The 18,300-nt window shown below is 69.7% G+C and carries 21 protein-coding genes; 9 read left to right on the forward strand and 12 right to left on the reverse strand.

Features of this window, described 5'->3' with window-relative positions; all coding sequences use genetic code 11:
* Together NJ4_RS07915 and NJ4_RS07920 are read right to left on the reverse strand one after the other, a co-directional pair.
* Complete coding sequence (locus NJ4_RS07915) at positions 1-771, reverse strand: HAD family hydrolase (RefSeq protein WP_067432695.1); 771 nt, start codon at positions 769-771, stop codon at positions 1-3.
* Positions 768-2,147, reverse strand: coding sequence for an MFS transporter (locus NJ4_RS07920; protein WP_067432698.1), 1,380 nt, complete (start codon positions 2,145-2,147; stop codon positions 768-770). Before NJ4_RS07920 ends, NJ4_RS07915 begins: the two co-directional genes overlap by 4 nt.
* 110 nt (positions 2,148-2,257) lie before the next feature.
* Here NJ4_RS07920 and NJ4_RS07925 point away from each other — a divergent pair, with 110 nt between their 5' ends.
* Complete coding sequence (locus NJ4_RS07925; protein WP_067432701.1) at positions 2,258-3,034, forward strand: siderophore-interacting protein; 777 nt, start codon at positions 2,258-2,260, stop codon at positions 3,032-3,034.
* Positions 3,031-4,032 (forward strand): GTPase Era, encoded by a 1,002-nt coding sequence (era, locus tag NJ4_RS07930; protein WP_174524593.1) that lies wholly within the window; start codon positions 3,031-3,033, stop codon positions 4,030-4,032. The genes NJ4_RS07925 and era overlap by 4 nt, the downstream gene beginning before the upstream one ends.
* 15 nt (positions 4,033-4,047) lie before the next feature.
* On the opposite strand, the gene NJ4_RS07935 is transcribed toward era, so the two are convergent.
* The 3 genes from NJ4_RS07935 to NJ4_RS07945 are packed head-to-tail and all read right to left on the reverse strand — an operon-like array spanning position 4,048 to position 6,191.
* Positions 4,048-4,881 carry a septum formation family protein gene (locus NJ4_RS07935; protein ID WP_067432704.1) on the reverse strand — a complete coding sequence of 278 codons (834 nt, stop codon included), beginning with the start codon at positions 4,879-4,881 and terminating at the stop codon, positions 4,048-4,050.
* Positions 4,878-5,684, reverse strand: a complete 807-nt coding sequence (locus tag NJ4_RS07940; RefSeq protein ID WP_067432707.1) for a septum formation family protein — start codon at positions 5,682-5,684, stop codon at positions 4,878-4,880. The genes NJ4_RS07935 and NJ4_RS07940 overlap by 4 nt, the downstream gene beginning before the upstream one ends.
* A 12-nt stretch (positions 5,685-5,696) precedes the next feature.
* Positions 5,697-6,191 carry a flavodoxin family protein gene (locus tag NJ4_RS07945; protein WP_067432709.1) on the reverse strand — a complete coding sequence of 165 codons (495 nt, stop codon included), beginning with the start codon at positions 6,189-6,191 and terminating at the stop codon, positions 5,697-5,699.
* 174 nt (positions 6,192-6,365) lie between these two features.
* Between NJ4_RS07945 and leuA the strand changes: the two genes are divergently transcribed.
* Complete coding sequence (leuA, locus tag NJ4_RS07950; protein ID WP_067432712.1) at positions 6,366-8,135, forward strand: 2-isopropylmalate synthase; 1,770 nt, start codon at positions 6,366-6,368, stop codon at positions 8,133-8,135.
* Positions 8,136-8,142: 7 nt separating this feature from the next.
* Here leuA and NJ4_RS07955 read toward each other — a convergent pair whose 3' ends face one another.
* Positions 8,143-8,613 carry a GNAT family N-acetyltransferase gene (locus NJ4_RS07955; protein ID WP_067432715.1) on the reverse strand — a complete coding sequence of 157 codons (471 nt, stop codon included), beginning with the start codon at positions 8,611-8,613 and terminating at the stop codon, positions 8,143-8,145.
* On the reverse strand, positions 8,610-9,404 hold the full coding sequence (locus NJ4_RS07960; RefSeq protein WP_067432718.1) for a hypothetical protein: 795 nt from the start codon (positions 9,402-9,404) through the stop codon (positions 8,610-8,612). Before NJ4_RS07960 ends, NJ4_RS07955 begins: the two co-directional genes overlap by 4 nt.
* A gap of 42 nt (positions 9,405-9,446) precedes the next feature.
* On the opposite strand from NJ4_RS07960, the gene NJ4_RS07965 reads away from it, so the two are divergent.
* The 3 genes from NJ4_RS07965 to recO are packed head-to-tail and all read left to right on the forward strand — an operon-like array spanning position 9,447 to position 11,620.
* Positions 9,447-9,980 (forward strand): FKBP-type peptidyl-prolyl cis-trans isomerase, encoded by a 534-nt coding sequence (locus tag NJ4_RS07965; RefSeq protein WP_067432721.1) that lies wholly within the window; start codon positions 9,447-9,449, stop codon positions 9,978-9,980.
* 36 nt (positions 9,981-10,016) lie between these two features.
* Positions 10,017-10,874, forward strand: coding sequence for an alpha/beta fold hydrolase (locus NJ4_RS07970; RefSeq protein WP_082748292.1), 858 nt, complete (start codon positions 10,017-10,019; stop codon positions 10,872-10,874).
* A gap of 17 nt (positions 10,875-10,891) precedes the next feature.
* Positions 10,892-11,620, forward strand: a complete 729-nt coding sequence (recO, locus tag NJ4_RS07975; protein WP_067432725.1) for a DNA repair protein RecO — start codon at positions 10,892-10,894, stop codon at positions 11,618-11,620.
* A 48-nt stretch (positions 11,621-11,668) separates the two neighbouring features.
* Here the strand turns inward: recO and NJ4_RS07980 are convergent, their stop codons facing one another.
* Positions 11,669-12,124 carry a MarR family winged helix-turn-helix transcriptional regulator gene (locus NJ4_RS07980; protein WP_067432728.1) on the reverse strand — a complete coding sequence of 152 codons (456 nt, stop codon included), beginning with the start codon at positions 12,122-12,124 and terminating at the stop codon, positions 11,669-11,671.
* A gap of 44 nt (positions 12,125-12,168) precedes the next feature.
* Between NJ4_RS07980 and NJ4_RS07985 the strand changes: the two genes are divergently transcribed.
* On the forward strand, positions 12,169-12,945 hold the full coding sequence (locus NJ4_RS07985) for an isoprenyl transferase (RefSeq protein ID WP_067432731.1): 777 nt from the start codon (positions 12,169-12,171) through the stop codon (positions 12,943-12,945).
* Between the two features lie 22 nt (positions 12,946-12,967).
* Here NJ4_RS07985 and NJ4_RS07990 read toward each other — a convergent pair whose 3' ends face one another.
* From NJ4_RS07990 to NJ4_RS08005, 4 genes are read right to left on the reverse strand one after another with little or no spacing between them, the layout of a single operon-like run.
* Entirely contained in the window at positions 12,968-13,399 is a 432-nt protein-coding gene (locus NJ4_RS07990; protein ID WP_067432734.1) for a Fur family transcriptional regulator, read from the reverse strand.
* The gene (locus NJ4_RS07995; protein WP_067432737.1) at positions 13,386-14,372 is read right to left on the reverse strand and encodes a metal ABC transporter permease; all 987 of its coding nucleotides are present in this window, start codon (positions 14,370-14,372) and stop codon (positions 13,386-13,388) included. The genes NJ4_RS07990 and NJ4_RS07995 overlap by 14 nt, the downstream gene beginning before the upstream one ends.
* Complete coding sequence (locus tag NJ4_RS08000; protein WP_067432740.1) at positions 14,372-15,199, reverse strand: metal ABC transporter ATP-binding protein; 828 nt, start codon at positions 15,197-15,199, stop codon at positions 14,372-14,374. Before NJ4_RS08000 ends, NJ4_RS07995 begins: the two co-directional genes overlap by 1 nt.
* A complete protein-coding gene (locus tag NJ4_RS08005) occupies positions 15,193-16,161 on the reverse strand; it encodes a metal ABC transporter substrate-binding protein (RefSeq protein WP_067432743.1) in 969 nt (322 codons plus the stop codon). Before NJ4_RS08005 ends, NJ4_RS08000 begins: the two co-directional genes overlap by 7 nt.
* Positions 16,162-16,311: 150 nt before the next feature.
* Between NJ4_RS08005 and NJ4_RS08010 the strand changes: the two genes are divergently transcribed.
* Together NJ4_RS08010 and NJ4_RS08015 are read left to right on the forward strand one after the other, a co-directional pair.
* Positions 16,312-16,623 (forward strand): antibiotic biosynthesis monooxygenase family protein, encoded by a 312-nt coding sequence (locus NJ4_RS08010; RefSeq protein WP_245644505.1) that lies wholly within the window; start codon positions 16,312-16,314, stop codon positions 16,621-16,623.
* Between the two features lie 218 nt (positions 16,624-16,841).
* A complete protein-coding gene (locus NJ4_RS08015) occupies positions 16,842-18,254 on the forward strand; it encodes a glycine--tRNA ligase (RefSeq protein ID WP_067432749.1) in 1,413 nt (470 codons plus the stop codon).
* The last annotated feature ends 46 nt before the right edge of the window (positions 18,255-18,300 follow it).

Here is an 18,300-nt window from a genome sequence, read left to right on the forward strand (position 1 = left end):
TCAGGCGATCTCGGCCTGGGGCCACCGGTTCGACACCGCGTCCAGCAGGGCGTCCTCGACTGCGCGCGGGCAGGCAACGACCCGGCGTACGTGCGCCTCACGATCCAGTGAGGGCAGCCCGTCGCCGACCACCACGGCCCGGCGGGCGGCCCGCAGCATCGCGAGGTCGTTGAGGTCGTTGCCCACTGCGAGGTCGGCCGCGCCGGACGACGAGAGACCGGCCACTGCCACCGACTTGTCGACGCCCGCCGCGATGACGTCCAGGTCCCCGGTTGCGTGGGGGAGGGCCACGACCCCGGACAGGCCGTCGGCGGCAGCGGCCCCGGCCCGTGCGTCGTCGATGCTGACCTTGAGCACACCCTCCAGCTGCACTGCCTCCCCGTTCCGCAGAACCCGCCGGTGACGGCCGCCGAACCACGGCAGCGCCCGCGGGTCACGGGACACGAAGTGGTCGCCGTACTCCGCGCACCAACCGGCTCCGGCGCGGTCCAACCGGTCGAGCAGGGCGCCGACGCTGCCACTCGGCAGGGCATGGATCGTGGCCGGCAGCCCGCCCGGCGGCAGGTGAAGCGCTCCGTTGCAGCAGACCAGGTCGATGCGCTGGGCCAGCCGCCCGAACCACTCCCGCAGGCAGCGAGGTGAGCGGGCGGTGGCCAGCACCAGCCGGACGTCGGTCCGCTCGGCGAATGTCTCCAGCACGTCGACCAGTCGGTCGTCGGGGCGCCTCCCGTCGAAGGTCAGGGTGCCGTCGAGGTCGCAGGCGATCATCATGCGAGGGCTCCTTCGGAGGCCCGGGTGCGTGCCGCAGCCGCGGCGGCCAGCCCGCCGCCGACGATGAGAGCGGCGGCGACCAGCAGCCCCGGCGCAGCGGCGTCGCCGCGATCACGCGGAACGAGGTCGAGGGCGGTCACGACCGCGAGGCCGAGCGCCCCGCCCACGTTCTGTGCGGTGGTCAGCAACCCTGCCGTGGTGCCGCGCAGCGCTTCGGGGGTGGCGTCGACGGCCGCGATGGAGGCCGCCGGAAAGCTCAGCGCCATGCCGACGCCGATGAGCGCCATCGCGATCAGGGTGCGCGCCTGCGGTGGGCCCACGGTGATCGTGGCCAGCAGCACCAGGCTCGACACGATCAGGAGCATCCCGGCGGCCAGGGTTCGTCCCGGCCCGTGACGACCCACGGCGGCGGCGCCGGCCCGGGAGGCAGCCGAGAAGGCCAGGGGCTGGGGCAGGATCAGCAGACCGACCTCGTAGGCGTCCATCCCGTCACCCGTCTGCAGCTCCAGACTCAACACGAACATCGACGAGAGCACTCCGGCGAAGACAGCGGCCAGGCCGAGTCCGGCCCCGAGGACGCGAGGGCGTCCGAAGGTGCTGCGTGGGATGCCGCCCACCCCGCCCCGGCGCACGAGCGCGGCGACCAGGCCGGCGAGCACGATCGCACCGGCACCGAGAACGGCCACCGACAGGCTGCCCACACCGCTGACCAGGCTGAGCGCGAGGGCCAGGGCCAGGGTCAGCAGGAGCGCGCCGGGCAGGTCGAGGCGGCCACTGCGCTGGGCCACCGAGGTCGGGATGCGCCACGTGGCGGCGACGACCAGCATCACGATCGGCACCAGCACGAGGAAGCTCGAGCGCCAGCCCAGCGCCGTGACCATGGCCCCGGGGACCACCAGGCCGGTGGAGAACCCGACCGCGCCCATCGCACCGTACGTCGTCACTGCCCGGTTGCGGGCGGCGCCGACGGGTAGGCCGGTGGTGATCAGGGCAAGAGCGGCCGGCGCGCTCAGCGCGGCACCGGCACCCTGGGCGAAGCGCCCCAGGACCAGGAACGGGGCGGCCGGCGCCATGGCGCAGGCCAGACTGCCGAGACCGAACAGGACGACTCCGGTCTGGAACAGGGTCCGTCGGTTGCTCCGGTCCACCAGCTGGCCGGCCAGGGGGAGCAGGCCGGCGTACGAGATCAGGAAGACGCCGGCGATCAGCTGGAGCTCCACCGGGCCGGGCGCGAAGTCCTTCTCCACGGCGGCGATCTGCACGTTGATGCTCGAGGAGCTCATGCCCTCGAGGAAGAGCGCGAGGCAGACGATCACGGTGCGGGCACGGACGAGGGCGGGCGGATGCGAGGCAGCAGAATCGGTGAGCAGTGGCATCCCAGCACAGTGGCGGGCCGGCCTTGCATCCGCCTTTCATCGCGCTGTCATCGCAGGTTCTCGAGGCGCTGGATGCGCGTGCTGCGCTGGCAGGCGTCTAACCTTGCCGGGTGAGCACCCGAGCAGAGCAGTACGCCGCGCAGGTGCTGCGGCGTGAGGAGATCTCGTCGCACCTGGTGCGGCTGACCCTCGGTGGCGCCGGGCTCACCGGCTTCACCTCGACCGGGATCAGCGACGAGTGGGTCGGCCTGGTGGTGCCCGGCCAGTTCCAGTCCCGCTACTACACGGTGCGTTCGTGGGACGGCGCCGAGCTGGTGCTCGACATCGTGGTCCACGACATCGGCCTGGTCACCGAGTGGGCGATGCGGGACTGCGTCGGCGACGTGGTCACGATCACCGAGCCCAAGGGCTCGTTCGCGATGCCGTCGGACGCCGGCTGGCTGCTGCTGGTCGGCGACCTCACCGCGTTGCCGGCGATGGCGCGCATCGCCGGTGAGGTGCGCGACGTGCCCGTGCGCATGTGGGCCGAGGTGCCCGGTGACCAGCCCGACTACCTCCCCGAGGGCTGCGACGTGACCTGGCTGGAGCAGCCCGGCGACGGCCAGAGCGCACTCGCCGAGGTGGTCGAAGGCATCGAGTGGCCCGAGGGGCAGGGCTACTTCTGGATGGCCGGGGAGTCCGCGCAGATGCGAGCGATCCGCAAGCACCTCATGCGCGAACGCAGGCTCCCCTCGACGGCGTACGACGTGATGGGCTACTGGCGCGGCGTGGCGAAGCGGCAACCGCGTGCCGTCGACCCCGGGCCGATCTACCGGGCCGGCAAGGCGGCGGGCAAGAGCGATGAAGAGATCTGGGCCGACTACGACGCAGCACGGGAGAATCAGTGAACGAGCACGGCAGATCTGAGTCAGACAAGGACTTCGACGTCAGCGGGGTGGCCCCGGCGGGACCGTTGCACGGTGAGCGGGCCGACGGGTTCAAGAGCGGGTTCGTCTCCTTCGTGGGTCGGCCCAACGCCGGCAAGTCCACGCTGACCAACGCCCTGGTCGGCTCGAAGGTCGTGATCACCTCCTCCAAGCCGCAGACCACACGCACCGTCGTCCGCGGCATCGTGCACCGCGACGACGCGCAGCTGATCCTGGTCGACACCCCCGGCCTGCACCGGCCCCGCACCCTGCTCGGGGAGCGCCTCAACGACCTGGTGAAGACCACGTGGGCCGAGGTCGACGTGGTCGCGGTCTGCTTCCCGGCCAACGAGAAGATCGGCCCCGGCGACACGTTCATCGTCAAGGAGCTGTCGAAGGTCCGGCGCACCGTGAAGGTCGCGATCGCGACCAAGACCGACCTGGCCACCCCGGAGCAGATCGGCGAGCACCTGCTCGCCATCCAGGCACTCGGCGCGGAGACCGGCACCGAGTGGGCCGAGATCGTGCCGGTGTCGGCGAAGAGCGGTGACCAGGTGCAGCTGCTGGCCGACGTTCTGACCGGCATGCTGCCGGAGGGTCCGCCTCTCTACCCGGACGGCGAGCTCTCCGACGCCCCCGAGGAGGCGATCGTCGCCGAGCTGATCCGTGAGGCCGCCCTCGAGGGTGTGCGTGACGAGCTGCCCCACTCGATCGCGGTCGTCGTCGAGGAGATGGGCCTGCGCGAGGACCGCCCAGAGGACAAGCCGCTGCTCGAGATCCACGCATGGCTCTACGTCGAGCGCGACTCGCAGAAGGGCATCGTGATCGGCCACAAGGGGTCGCGGCTCAAGCAGGTCGGCACCGACGCCCGCATGCAGATCCAGGCGATGCTCGGCACGCCGGTGCACCTCGACCTGCGGGTCAAGGTGGCCAAGGAGTGGCAGCGCGACCCGCGCCAGCTGCGCAAGCTCGGCTTCTGACTCGCCCGGTCGCGGTCAGGCCTCGGGTCTCCAGCAGAAGCCGTAGTGCTGGCCGGCCGCCCACTGCTTCCTCTCCGGCCACTCATAGCCCCAGGTGAACGTGAGTGGGTCCTCGGCCAGGTCACGGACGGTGTCCTCGCAGATCGACTGACCAGCTTTCTGCGCGGCCTCGACGCCGGGGTAGGCGCCACCCTTCCCGGGTCGTACGTCGACCGTGCCCACCGCGCGCCACGTGTGCGGACGGGCGCACGACACGCGTCGGAAGTCCTTGTTGCCGGGCTTGGCGGTGCCGCACATGCCGTAGGTGTCACGCCCCTCCTCGGTGGCGAGGACACCCTTCATCGCTCCGCTCAGCAGCTGCAGCCTCTGCGGGGCGGCGATCGCGATCACCTCGCAGCGGTACCAGTCCTGACCGGCGTCGGACTGCTCGACCGTCGGGCTGAACCAGACCGCGGAGAGCATGCTCAGACGGAGGTCCTCCGCCGAGCCGCCGACGAAGTCGGACAGTGCCTGGGGGCACGATCGCGCGACCTGCTGTTGAACCCGGTCGGAGTCGACGGTGAGCAGGTGGCCGTCGACGACCGTGTTGAGGTCGCCGACCAAGAAGGTCAGCGCGGTGTGCTTGGCCTGGCACGACACGGGCTTCACGTCATTGGTCGGCGCCACGGCGGCCTCGTAGGAGAGCGCGTAGCAGCCGCCGGGCTTGGGACGAGGCGCGGGCTTCGCCGGTTCGGGTGCGCCGGTGCTCTGGCTGGGGGTCGGCTCGGGGGCGGCGGACTTGTCCCCGTCGTCGGAGCATCCCGCCAGCAGGCCGAGGGCGAGCAACAGGGCGATCAGGCTGCGCGTCATCGGGAGGTCCTCGCCCAGCAGATGGAACGTCGGTTGCCGGCCTGCCACTCCGCCTCGTGGAACCACGTGTAGGCGTAGTCGTAGTCAACCGGGTAGTTCATCCAGGCGCCGACGGAGTCGGAGCAGAAGTCACGGGACTTGACCTCCACGAGCCGGTCGCCCGGGTAGGGGTCGGTGTCGGTGCCGACCTTGATCGTGGTGACCGCCCGCCAGGTGTGCTTCTCCGAGCAGGGCACCTTGACGTCACCGACCACGCTGGGCCCCTCGGCGCAGACCATCCACTTGTCGTCGGGCCGACCCTTCAGCAGACCCTTGGCAGTCGTGGGCAGGTCGACGTACGACTTGGACTGCTCGCCCCCGCCGACCATGTCACAGCGGTACCAGCGGGCGCCGTTCTCCCAGGCCTTCTCCGAGGGGCGGAACCAGGCCCAGCTCACCACGCTGCGCATCACCAGGGACTCGTCGGCGCCGAGGAAGCGCTGGAACGTCGTCGAGCAGCGCTCGTAGGCGAAAATGGCGAGACCCTCGTCGTCGTGCTCGACATCGGAGAACTTCGCCGGCAGCGGCCCCACGGCGTAGGTCTCGGCGGTGTGGTCCTCGGTGCAGTCCACGGTCTTCGTGGCGTTGCTCGGCTTCGCGACGTCGTCGGGGGTGAGGTCACGACACGCGCCCAGCACGGGAGCCTCGACGGCGTCCACCTGGTCGGGGTCGACCCGGTCGTCGCCGTCGTCCTTGCCGCAGGCCACCAGCAGCAGGGCACAGGGCAGGGCGACGGCCAGCAACAGGCGTCGTACAGGGGGCACGTGGTCCGATCCTCAGGTGGTCAGCAGTGCCGCGATCGTACCGCCCAGCTCGTAGGCGGCCTCGGTCTCCGCCTCGCCGACGTCGCCGAGCACCTCGAGGACGTCGTACCCCTGGCGCCACCCGAGGGCGCCGACGATCGACTGGACCGAGCGGACCGCCCCGGTGGTGTCGTAGCGGCCGTGGACGTAGAGGCCGTAGGGGCGTTTCACGGTGGGGCCGGCCCCGGAGTCGTCGGCCGCCCCGGTCGGGTCCAGGGCGCCGCCGACCTGCAGGAACGTGGAGTCGAAGAAGTGCTTGAGCGCCCCGGACATGTAGCCGAAGTTGGCGCTGGTGCCGAGCAGGTAGCCGTCCGCGGCCAGCACGTCGTCGGCAGTCGCCTCCAACGCAGGTCGTACGACGACCTCGACGCCCTCGATCTCGTCATCGGAGGCGCCCGCGACGACCGCCTCGGTGAGTGTCTGCAGCGAGCGCGTGGGGGAGTGATGGACAACCAGCAGCCGGGCCATGAGACCCACCCTGTCACGGCGCCGAGGCTGCGCTAAAGTGGTTGTCGTCATGAAGATGCGCAGCCTCCTCCTTCGCTGCCGCAACGAGGCCTGAAAGCCGGCCCCCTCGTTGCGGAGGCTCTGCTGCCCGTTCGGGCTGCTGACCGGCACACCACTCCGAGCAGCGAGGAAACCATGACCAACCTGAGCAACACCGGCAACCAGCAGGCCACCAGCGGCATGCCGTTCGGCCGGTACACCGCCTTCGAACCGGTCGACGTGCCCGACCGCACCTGGCCGACGAAGAAGATCACCAGGGCCCCGCGTTGGCTCTCCACCGACCTGCGTGACGGCAACCAGGCCCTGATCGACCCGATGACCCCGCCCCGCAAGCTGAGCATGTTCGAGCTGCTGGTGAAGATGGGCTACAAGGAGATCGAGGTCGGTTTCCCCAGCGCCAGCCAGACCGACTTCGACTTCGTGCGTCAGCTGATCGAGGGAGACCGCATCCCCGACGACGTCCAGATCTCGGTGCTGACCCAGGCCCGCGAGGACCTCATCGAGCGCACCGTCCAGTCACTGGTCGGCTCCGACCGGGCCACCATCCACCTCTACAACGCCACCGCGCCGCTGTTCCAGCGCGTGGTCTTCGGGGTCACTCCCGACGAGTGCCGCAACATCGCGGTCCGTGGCACCGAGATGGTGATGAAGTACGCCGAGGAGCTGCTCGGCGGCATCGTCGGCAGCCAGGACTTCGGCTACCAGTACAGCCCCGAGATCTTCACCCAGACCGACACCGACTTCGCGCTCTCGGTGTGCGAGTCGGTCTCCGACGTGTGGCAGCCCGAGGCGGGTCGCGAGATCATCCTCAACCTGCCGGCCACCGTCGAGATGTCGACGCCCAACACCTACGCCGACCAGATCGAGCACTTCGGTCGCGGCCTGACCCGGCGCGAGCACAGCGCGATCAGCCTGCACCCGCACAACGACCGTGGCACCGCGGTCGCGGCCACCGAGCTGGCCCTGATGGCCGGCGCCGACCGCGTCGAGGGCTGTCTGTTCGGCCACGGCGAGCGCACCGGCAACGTCGACCTGGTGACCCTGGGCATGAACCTGTTCAGCCAGGGCATCGACCCGCAGATCGACTTCAGCGACATCGACGAGGTGCGCCGCACCGTCGAGTACTGCACCAACCTGCCGGTGCACCCGCGCCACCCCTACGCCGGCGACCTCGTCTACACCGCCTTCTCCGGCTCCCACCAGGACGCCATCAAGAAGGGCCTGGAGGATCTCGACAAGCAGGCCGCCGAGAGGGGCGTCCCCGTGGGCGAGCTTCCCTGGGAGGCGCCCTACCTGCCGATCGACCCGAAGGACGTCGGTCGCAGCTACGAGGCGGTGATCCGGGTCAACAGCCAGTCCGGCAAGGGCGGCGTGGCCTACATCCTCAAGGCCGAGCACAAGCTGGAGCTGCCGCGTCGTGCGCAGATCGAGTTCAGCCGGGTGGTGCAGCAGCGCACCGACTCCGACGGCGGCGAGATGACGCCCGAGGCGATCTGGGAGGTCTTCCGCAGCGAGTACCTCGACCGCGAGTCCCCGCTGAAGCTGAACTCGGTGCACACCTCCTCGGCGGCCGGCGAGAAGGACCAGCTCTCGGTGAACGTGTACGTCGACGGCGAGCTGCGGGCGCTGACCGCGTCGGGCAACGGGCCGATCAACGCGTTCACCAACGCGCTCAACGACCTGGTCGAGACCGAGCAGGCCGCCGGCAACGCGTCGTACGACGACCGCGGCGACGTGCGGGTGCTCGACTACCACGAGCACGCGCTCTCGGCGGGTGGCGACGCGATCGCCGCGGCCTACGTCGAGTGTGCGGTGGGCGACCAGATCCTGTGGGGTGTCGGCCTCGACGCCAACATCGTCACCGCCTCGCTCAAGGCCGTCGTCTCGGCGGTCAACCGCGCCTGAGCGAGGCTCAGTCGGGCAGCACCATCAGGTCGACCAGCAGGTCGGACCCCTCCCTGAGGGGTTCGACCTCGCCGGTGGGCACGAAGCCGTAGCGCTCGTAGGTCGTGCGCGCGGCCACGTTTCCCCGGGTCACGTCGAGCCTGACCCGGAGTCCCTCGGCACGGGCCTGCCCGACCACGTCGTCGAGCACCAGCCGGGCCAGGCCCCGGCGTCGGAACTCGGGGGCCGTCCACATCGCCACGATCTGGGCGACCCGGTCCTCGACGCGGAAGGCTCCGCCCAGAGCCGCTGGCGTGCCGTCGACGAAGACCACCACGGGCATGCTCTCCATCCGCATCAGCCAGTCGTCCTCGGTGAATGCCTGTTCCCGGGCGAAGGTGGATCCGAACGCGTCGGGGGAGTCGGCGAGGGAGCGCAATCGGATCTCGCGCCACACGGGCCACTCCTCGGGGGCCAGTCGACGCGTCTCGGTGCTCACGACATCGCTCCTGCCTTCTCGGCGTCGTACTTGTTGCGAACAGCCTCGCGCATCTGGTCGATGTTCTCGCGCAGGGCATCGGAGATCAGCTCATCGGTGCGAGGGTCGTTGAGCACCGAGAAGATCAGCCGGAAGACCGTGTCGCTGACCAGGCGGACGACGTCGTCGTGGAACGGCAGGAACTTGAGCCGGCCCATCTGCTGGTCCTTCTTGATCAGCTCGACGATCATCATGTCGAGCTCGGCCCGGTTCTCGTCGAGCGCGCGGGCGATGTTGGTGGTGTAGTTGCCGGTCTGGAGCACCGCGGTGACCTCGTCCATCACCGCGATCGTCACCGGCCTCTTGATCACCTCGACGATGGAGTCCGTGCCCTGCTTGACGATCGCGGCGGTGACCCGGTCGCCGAAGGCTCGGTCGGCGGCGCGACCGAGTCGGGCCAGCACGATGAAGATCCGCAGCAGCCGGAACGACCGGAACGCCGGGTTCGAGACCGGGATCATCCCCAGCACCTCGTACCAGTACTTCACCGGGAACCTCCAGCCCTCGCCGGAGCGGCGCCAGCGCCACACGAACTCGATCGCGAAGAGGGCACAGATCGCGTAGTCGGCGCGAATCACCCAGCGTTCGGTCGGGCCCGAGACGTCCCAGAACGTGATCCATGACAGCAGCACCACCGAGATGATCGCGATGACCAGCATGGTCCAGTCCGCGTAGCCGACCGGCGGCTTCGAGGGGTAGTTCGCGAGCGGGGACGTGTCGCCGGGTCTCGTCTGCCGGGTGTTCGCTGACATGCGGCCAACACTGTCAGGTCGGCCCCGGATAGGGTCGGCGCCATGCGTACCGCTCGGAGCATCACCTCGGTCCTCGCCGTCACGGCTGCCCTGCTCGCCACCGCCGGCTGCGGTGACTCGGACGACTCGGACGACTCGTCCGGCGCCACGTCCGACTCCGGCGCCGCCGTGTGCACCGCCGACGACATCGATGTCAGCGGCGCCTTCGGGGACAAGCCGGTGGTGACACTGCCCGAGGACTGCACGCCGCCCACGACCGTGGTGACCAAGGACCTCAGCGCCGGCTCAGGCCCCGCCGCGGAGGCAGGTGGCACGGTGGTGACCGACTACCTGCTCGTCACCTGGTCGGACCAGCAGGTCCTCGACAACTCCTACGACCGTGGCCAGCCGTTCCCGGTGACCCCGCTGGGCGAGGCGCCGGTCATCGACGGCTGGAACGAGGGGCTGATCGGCATCCAGAAGGGCGCCCGCCGACTGATCATCATCCCGCCGGAGAAGGGATACGGAGAGGGCGGTCAGGGCATCAAGCCGAACGAGACCCTGGTCTTCGTCGTGGACGCGGTCGACGTCAGCTGACCGCTCCGGGGCCGCACGGGAGCTAGATTGCCGACCATGCCGCGCTCTTCGCTCGTCTCCGAACGCATCGGGCAGTTCTTCCTCGAGGAGGACCGTCTCGAGTACACCGAGTACGGCTCGGGTGAGCGCTGGGTCGTGCTGGTCCACGGCCAGCTGATGCCGCGTCGCATGTGCCAGCCGTTGGCCCGCGCCCTGGCTGCCGAAGGCATGCACGTGGTCGCCATCGACCTGCTCGGGCACGGCCGCTCCGACCGACCGGCCGACCCGCTGGTCTACTCGATGACCGCGTTCGCGGAGCAGGTGGTCGCGCTGCTCGATCACCTCGGGGCCGAGCAGGCCGTCATCGGCGGTACGTCGTTGGGTGCGAACGTGTCGCTCGAGGTCGCCGCGATCGCCCCCGAACGGGTGCGCGGGCTCCTGGTCGAGATGCCGGTGCTCGACAACGCCCTCGAGGTCGGCCTCGTCGTCTTCGGACCGATGATGTTGGGCGCCCGGTTCCTGCCGATCACGGTGAAGACCCTGCGCGCCCTGACCCGTCCGATCCCGCGAGGACTCGTCCCCTTCTGGGCCGGGGTCCTGCTCGACACCTGCGACCAGCAGCCGGCCGCGATGGCGGCGGTGTTGCACGGCATCGTCTTCGGGCGGATCGCCCCACCGGCCAAGGTACGGCGCGCGATCGACGTACCCACCCTGGTGGTCGGTCACCCTGCCGACCCGATCCACCCGGCGGCGGACGCGGCGATGCTGGCCGAGGAGATCCCCGGGGCACGGTTCGTGCAGGCCCGGAGCATCGTCGAGTGGCGGTTGCGGCCCGAGCGTCTCGACGACGAGGCCGCCCGCTTCGTCCGGGAGTGCTGGGAGACACGCGCCGCCAGCGGGCTCCGCGGCCTCTGACCCGGCACAATGGACCCGTGCCCCTCTATCGCGCCGAAGCCGTCGTGCTGCGCACCCACAAGCTGGGTGAGGCCGATCGCATCATCACGCTGCTGACCCGCAACCACGGGCTGGTGCGCGCGGTCGCCAAGGGCGTACGACGGACGTCGTCGCGGTGGGGGTCGCGGCTCGAGCCGTTCACCCACGTCGATCTGCAGTTGGCCGAGGGGCGCAACCTCGACACCATCACCCAGGCCGAGACCCTCGACCCCTTCTCGGGCCAGTTGGGCGCCGACTACGAGCGCTACACCGCCGGCACGGCGATGCTCGAGACCGCCGAACGCCTGATCATGGAGGAGCGGCAGCCCTCGCTGCAGCAGTTCCTGCTGCTCGTCGGCGGTCTGCGCGCGCTGACCTCACCGGAGCGTCGTCCGGGGCAGGTGCTCGACTCCTACTTCCTGCGATCACTGTCGGTGGCCGGCTACGCGCCGTCGTTCGACTCCTGTGCCCGCTGTGACACCCCCGGGCCGCACCGCTGGTTCAACCCGGCGGCCGGCGGCATCCTGTGCAGCGCCTGCCGGCTCCCGGGCTCGGCGAACCCGTCGTCCGAGACGGTCGCGGTCCTGGGCGGTCTGCTGGCCGGCGACTGGCCGTTGATCGACGCTTCCGAGCCGCGACACCTCAAGGAGGCCAGCGGGTTGGTGGCGGCGTACCTGCACTGGCACCTGGAGCGACGGCTGCGTTCGCTGGAGTACGTCGAACGCTGAGCCGGGCGCCGGTCGCCGGGCGCGGGGCTGTTCGGGCCGGACACTGGCCTACTCGTGCGGAGTGCCCTTCTCGATCCAGTGGTCGACGGTGTCGTTGAAGCGTCGCAGCGAGCTGAGGAGGTTGTCGCGTTCGGCCGGGGTCCACGAGGACAACAACAGGTCGAGCATGCTGCGCCGGTGGTCGCGGGCCTCGGTCAGCGAGACCCGGCCCAGCTCGGTCAGGGTGAGCAGCGACGCTCGCCGGTCGGACTCGTCCACGGTCTTCTCGGCGAGGCCGAGACGGACCACGGTCTGCACCTGTCGGGTGATCGTCGACGGGTCGAGTCGGAAGGCCTGCGCGATGGCGCCGAGCCGTTGCGGTCCCTCGTCGTCGAGCAGACAGAGGATGCCGTAGCTGGAACGCTCCAGCTCGACGTCCCCGGAAGCCGTCCGGACATGGATCGCCTGGGTGCGTCGGAGCAGGGTGAACAGCTGCTGCTCGATGAGATCGTTCTGTGACTCCACGGCTGAAGCATAGGACTCCCTGCCCGACCCCCTAGTGTTGTCCCGTGAATCGAGTGCCCCGTCGTCCCACGCCCCACCCGTCCGGGGCCACCCCGCCGCCGATCCCGAGGGAGCTCGTGCCACGCCATGTGGCCGTCGTGATGGACGGCAACGGGCGTTGGGCCAAGGAGCGTGGCCTGCCCCGAACGAAGGGCCACGAGGCGGGCGAGTCCTCCCTGTTCGACGTGGTCGAGGGAGCGATCGAGATCGGCGTGAAGGCGATCTCGGCGTACGCCTTCTCCACCGAGAACTGGAGCCGGTCACCCGAAGAGGTCAGGTTCTTGATGGGCTTCAACCGCGACGTGATCCGGCGGCGGCGCGACGAGATGCACGAGCTCGGCGTCCGCGTGAAGTGGGCCGGCAGGGCCCCGCGGCTCTGGAAGTCGGTGATCAAGGAGCTGCAGATCGCCGAGGAGCTCACCAAGGACAACAAGGTCTGCACGCTGACCATGTGCGTCAACTACGGCGGGCGTGCCGAGGTGGCCGACGCCGCCCGGTCGATCGCCGAGGCCGTGGCGGCGGGCCGCCTCGACCCGAAGAAGGTCGACGAGAAGACGTTCGCCAAGCACCTCTACGTGCCCGACCTCGCCGACGCGGACCTGGTCTGGCGTACGTCGGGGGAGCAGCGACTCTCGAACTTCATGCTCTGGCAGGCGGCGTACTCGGAGTTCGTGTTCACCGACGTGCTGTGGCCCGACGTCGACCGTCGAGACCTGTGGCAGGCCGTCGACACCTATGCGCGCCGGGACCGCCGCTACGGCGGCGCACTGCCCAACGCCTGATCAGGTCGGCCCGGTTCCACGCTCAGGAGCAGCTGGCGCAGGTGCCGAAGATCTCCAGGGTGTGGCTGATGTCGGCGTAGCCGTGCTCGGCGGCGATCGCCTTGGTCCAGCGCTCGACGGTCGGTCCCTCGACCTCCACCGTCGCGCCGCACGACCGGCAGACGAGGTGGTGGTGGTGCGAGTCCGAGCAGTGTCGGTAGGCGGCCTCGCCGTCCTCGGTGCGGAGGACGTCGACCTCGCCGCTGTCCGCGAGCATCTGCAGGGTGCGGTAGACCGTGGCCAGGCCGACCTTCTCGCCCGACGCGTCGAGCAGCGAGTGGATCTCCTGCGCACTGCGGAAGTCGTTGAAGGTCGAGAGCACGTTGGCGACGGCCAGACGCTGCTTGGTCGGCCGTGCCATGGCCGCTGGGGCCCGGCCGGTGCTCGACTCGGTGGTGGGGTCAGTGTTCGTCATAGTGCACTCCGTGGGGGGCGTGGCGGTGACCGTCATGGACGTAGTCGACGTGGTCGCCGTGCGGGACGGCGGGGTGCCCGCAGTTCTCACCGTGCTCGTGGGGGTGTTCCTCGATCTCGTCGTGCGCCAACGGCTCGATCTCGTCGAACGGCAGCTGTTGCCGGCGGCGCCGGCGCAGCCACATGCCGACCGGCCAGGTCAGCACGAACCCGGCCAGGGCCAGCAGCACGATGGTCGGGCCGGGTGCCACGTCGAGGGCCAGCGCCGACACCATCAACCCACCGAACGAGGCGCTCACGCCGATGGCCATCGCCGCCAGCAACGTCGTGCGGAAGCTGCGGGTCAGCTGTTGGGCCGCCGCGACCGGGACGATCATCAGCGCCGAGACCAGCAGCAGCCCGACCGTGCGCATCGCCACCGTCACCGTGACCGCGGCCAGCACGGCGACGAGGACGTTGTAGGCCCGGATGTTCAGGCCGGCGACCTGGGCGAACTCCTGGTCCTGGGCGACCGCGAACAGCTGGGGGGCGAGGCCGACGCCGAGCAGGATCACCGTGGCGCTGAGCGCCATCGTGACCCACACGTCATCGGGCGAGATCGTGGTGATCGAGCCGAAGAGGAACTCCTGCAGGCGGGCGGCGCTCTGCCCGGCCAGGCCGGTGATCAGCACACCGCCGGCGATGCCGCCGTAGAAGAGCAGGGCCAGGGCGACGTCGCCGTTGGCGTGTCCCTGCTCGCGGATCACCTCGATCAGCACGGCGCCGAGGATCGCGACCACGACCGCCGTCCAGGTCGGGGAGGTGTTGGTGAGGAGCCCGAGGGCGACACCGGTGACCGCGACGTGGCCGATGCCGTCCCCCATCAGGGCCAGGCGCCGTTGCACCAGGTAGGTGCCGACGACGGGCGCGGCCAGACCGGTGAAGACCGCGGCGATCATCGCGCGGATCATGAAGTCGAGGGCGAGAATGTCCATCAGCGGCCCTCCCCGTCGGAGGTGCGGTCGAGCGGTGAGGCGACGTGCGGCGCGTGGTCGCGGCTGGCCGGCGCCGGATGGTGATGATGGTTGTGGCTCGCGCCGAACAGGGGGCCGTGCACCTCGTGGTCGGCCAGGGGAGGGCCGTCGTAGGCGATGCGGCCGTCACGCATGACGATCGCCCGGTCGACCAGGGGCGCCATCGGGCCCAGTTCGTGGGCCACGAGTACGACGGTCGCACCGCGATCCTTGAGCGTGGCGAGGGCCTGCGCCAGTGCCTGCTGGTTGGGCAGGTCGACGCCGGCAGTGGGCTCGTCGAGGAAGAACAGCTCGGGGTCGCCGGCCAGTGCGCGGGCGATCAGCACCCGTTGCTGCTGCCCTCCGGAGAGCGTGGTGATGCCGTCGCGGCTGCGGTCGGCCAGGCCCACCACGTCGAGCGCGTCCATGATCGCCTGGCGGTCCTTGCGCATCAGCGGTCGCAGGAGACGACGTCGGGTCAGCCGGCCGGAGGAGACGACCTCCCAGACCGAGACCGGGACACCGCCGCCGGCCGTGGAGCGCTGCGGGACGAAGCCGATGCGGTGCCAGTCGTCGAAGTCGGCGAGATCGGAGCCGAAGATCCGCACGGTGCCGCCGACAGGCTTGCGCAGGCCGGTCATGGTGCGGACCAGGGTCGACTTTCCGGAGCCGTTGGCACCCATCAGGGCCACGAACTCGCCGCGTTCGATGCGCACGTCGATGTGGCGCAGGATCGGTCGCCCGGAAATGGCGACGGAACCGTTCTCGACCTCGAGAACGGTTCGATCGCCTGGGGTCTCGTTCAGCACCCGTTGGCCTTCTTCAGGGCAGTCAGGTTGTTCTTCATGAGTGAAAGGTAGTTCTCGTTCTTCGTCAGGTCACTCAGGCCCTCGATCGGGTCGAGCACGGCGGCCTCGACGCCGACGTCCGCGGCGAGCGCTTCGGCGGCCTTCTTGCTGCCCAGTGCCTCGGAGAACACCGTGGTCAGGCCGTCGGCACGGACGAGTCGCTCGAGGCGGGCGCGGTCACCCGGGGTCGGCTCGGCGCCGGGTGAGAGCCCGGTGATGGCCTCGAAGTGCAGTCCGTAGCGCGACAGGTAGCCGAACGCCTCGTGGTTGACCACCACGGTGTCGCGTTCGCAGCTGGACAACCCGCTGGCGTACGCCTTGTCCAGGGCCTCGAGCTCGGCGCGGAAGTCGGCGGCGTTGGCGGTGAACTCGTCCTTGTGGTCGGGGTCGATGCCGCTGAGCTTGTCGGCGATCGCGTCGGCCAGGTCGGCCATCAGCAGCGGGTCCAGCCAGAAGTGGGGGTCGTTCTCGCCTTGCTCGTGGTCGTGACCTTCGTGCTCGTCGGCGTGCTCGTCTTCGGCGTGCTCGTCTCCTTCGTGCTGGTCCGCGTCGTCCTCGCCGTTCTGGTGCAGGTCGATCACCTCGGCTGCGTCGAGGGTCTCGCCCTCGGCGTTCTGCTCGACGGCCTCGTCGACGGCGGGCTGGAACCCGGTCTCGAAGATGACCAGTCCGGCCTGGGCGACGTCGCCGGTCTGACGCACGCTCAGCTCGACGTCGTGCGGCTCGCGGCCGGCCTGGACCAGATTCTCGACCTCGAAGTGGTCGCCCGCCACGCGCTCGGCGGCGTACGCCAGCGGGTAGAAGGCCGCGGAGACCTTCTGCTCGTCGACGTCCCCCTCGCCCGAGAGAGCTCCGCATCCGGCAAGGAAGAGGGAGGCGCTGAGGGCGAGGGGTACGGCGAAGCGTGTGACGGGCAAGTTCATGAGAACGATTCTCAGCAAGATGAGAACCGTTGTCAAATCCGTATGTCGCGACCGGTGTCAGTCGTGCGGTCGTGGTGATGTTTCGCCCGTGACAGAACGCGTGTGGAGCGACCGTGACCCCGCGTTGCATGGGAGATTGGGGGTGTGTTGGTGGTGAACAGGTTCCGGGTGCCCGAGCCCGACCAGACGTCGTTTCGCGCGAAGGTCGAGCAGGCGCACGCGCTGCTGGCGGCGTGTGCCGGGTACGTCGACGGGACGGTCGGTCGCAACGTCGACGAGCCGGACCTCTGGGTGCTCACCACGAGGTGGATCCATGTCGGCGCCTACCGTCGCGCGCTGTCGTCGTACGACGTGAAGCTGGGCGCCTGGGAGCTCCTGGGTGCTGCTCTCGACGAGCCGAGCGCCTACGAGATCGTCGAGCCCGGGGAGCAGACCAACCAGGCGATGGCGCGCGAGACCTGAGCAGACCAGCCGGCCCACCGGCCGAGTCAACCTCTGAGGGGCGCCCCGCGCAGCTGCGCCGCAAACTCGAGGCGGACCCGTCGAAGCCGCGTCACATCCTGACCAGCGCAGGGATCGGCTACCTGCTCGAACCCTGAGCCGGAACGCGCACGACAGGGTCGTTAGGCTTGATCCTTCCAGACCGACAGCCAGTCGGCCGACCTTCCCCAGGAGCTCCCGTGGCCAAGCCGCCCCCCTCGCCCGTCGACAACGTCGTCTCCCTCGCCAAGCGTCGAGGCTTCGTCTACCCGTGCGGTGAGATCTACGGCGGCACCCGCTCCGCGTGGGACTACGGCCCCCTCGGTGTCGAGCTCAAGGAGAACATCAAGCGCCAGTGGTGGAAGGCGATGGTTCAGGGCCGCGAGGACGTCGTCGGCCTCGACTCCAGCATCCTCCTGCCGCGCGAGACGTGGGTGGCCTCCGGCCATGTCGACACGTTCAACGACCCGCTGACCGAGTGCCAGTCGTGCCACAAGCGGTTCCGCGCCGACCACCTGCAGGAGGCGTACTTCGAGAAGAATGCATCGAAGAAGCCCGAGCTCACGTCGCCCGATGACGTCGACCTCAAGGACGTCGCCTGCGCCAACTGCGGCACCCGTGGCGCGTGGACCGAGCCGCGCGAGTTCTCCGGCATGCTCAAGACCCATGTCGGCGTCCTCGAGGACGAGTCCGGCATGCTCTACCTGCGCCCCGAGACCGCCCAGGGCATCTTCCTCAACTTCGCCAACGTGGTGACCAGCTCGCGTCGCAAGCCGCCGTTCGGCATCGCCCAGATCGGCAAGAGCTTCCGCAACGAGATCACGCCGGGCAACTTCATCTTCCGCACCCGTGAGTTCGAGCAGATGGAGATGGAGTTCTTCGTCAAGCCCGGCGAGGACGACGAGTGGCACAAGTACTGGATCGAGGAGCGCACCCGGTGGTACGTCGACCTCGGCATCAACCCCGACAACCTGCGCCACTTCGAGCACCCCCTGGAGAAGCTGAGCCACTACTCCAAGGGCACCACCGACATCGAGTACCGCTTCCGCTTCGCCGGCTCCGAGTGGGGTGAGCTCGAAGGCATCGCGAACCGCACCGACTTCGACCTGACCACGCACTCCAAGCACTCGGGTCAGGACCTCTCCTACTTCGACCAGGCCAACAACGAGCGCTACACGCCCTACGTCATCGAGCCGGCGGCCGGTCTGAGTCGCAGCCTGATGACGTTCCTGGTCGACGCCTACTCCGAGGACGAGGCGCCCAACACCAAGGGCGGCGTCGACAAGCGCACGGTGCTGCGCCTCGACCCGCGCCTGGCCCCGGTCAAGGTCGCGGTGCTGCCGCTGAGCCGCAACGCCGACCTGTCGCCGAAGGCGAAGGCACTGTCCGCCGAGCTGCGTCGCAACTGGAACGTCGAGTTCGACGACTCCGGCGCGATCGGCCGCCGCTACCGCCGGCAGGACGAGATCGGTACCCCCTACTGCGTGACCGTCGACTTCGAGACGCTCGACGACAACGCCGTCACGGTGCGCGAACGTGACTCGATGTCGCAGGAGCGGATCAGCCTCGACGGCATCTCGTCGTACTTCGCGGAGCGTTTGCTCGGTTCGTGACCTGCGTTTCGGCGTCCGACGACTGCGCCGTCGGTGCACAATGACG

This window comes from Nocardioides jensenii JCM 1364 = NBRC 14755 (genome assembly GCF_001552535.1).
Taxonomy (GTDB): domain Bacteria; phylum Actinomycetota; class Actinomycetes; order Propionibacteriales; family Nocardioidaceae; genus Nocardioides; species Nocardioides jensenii.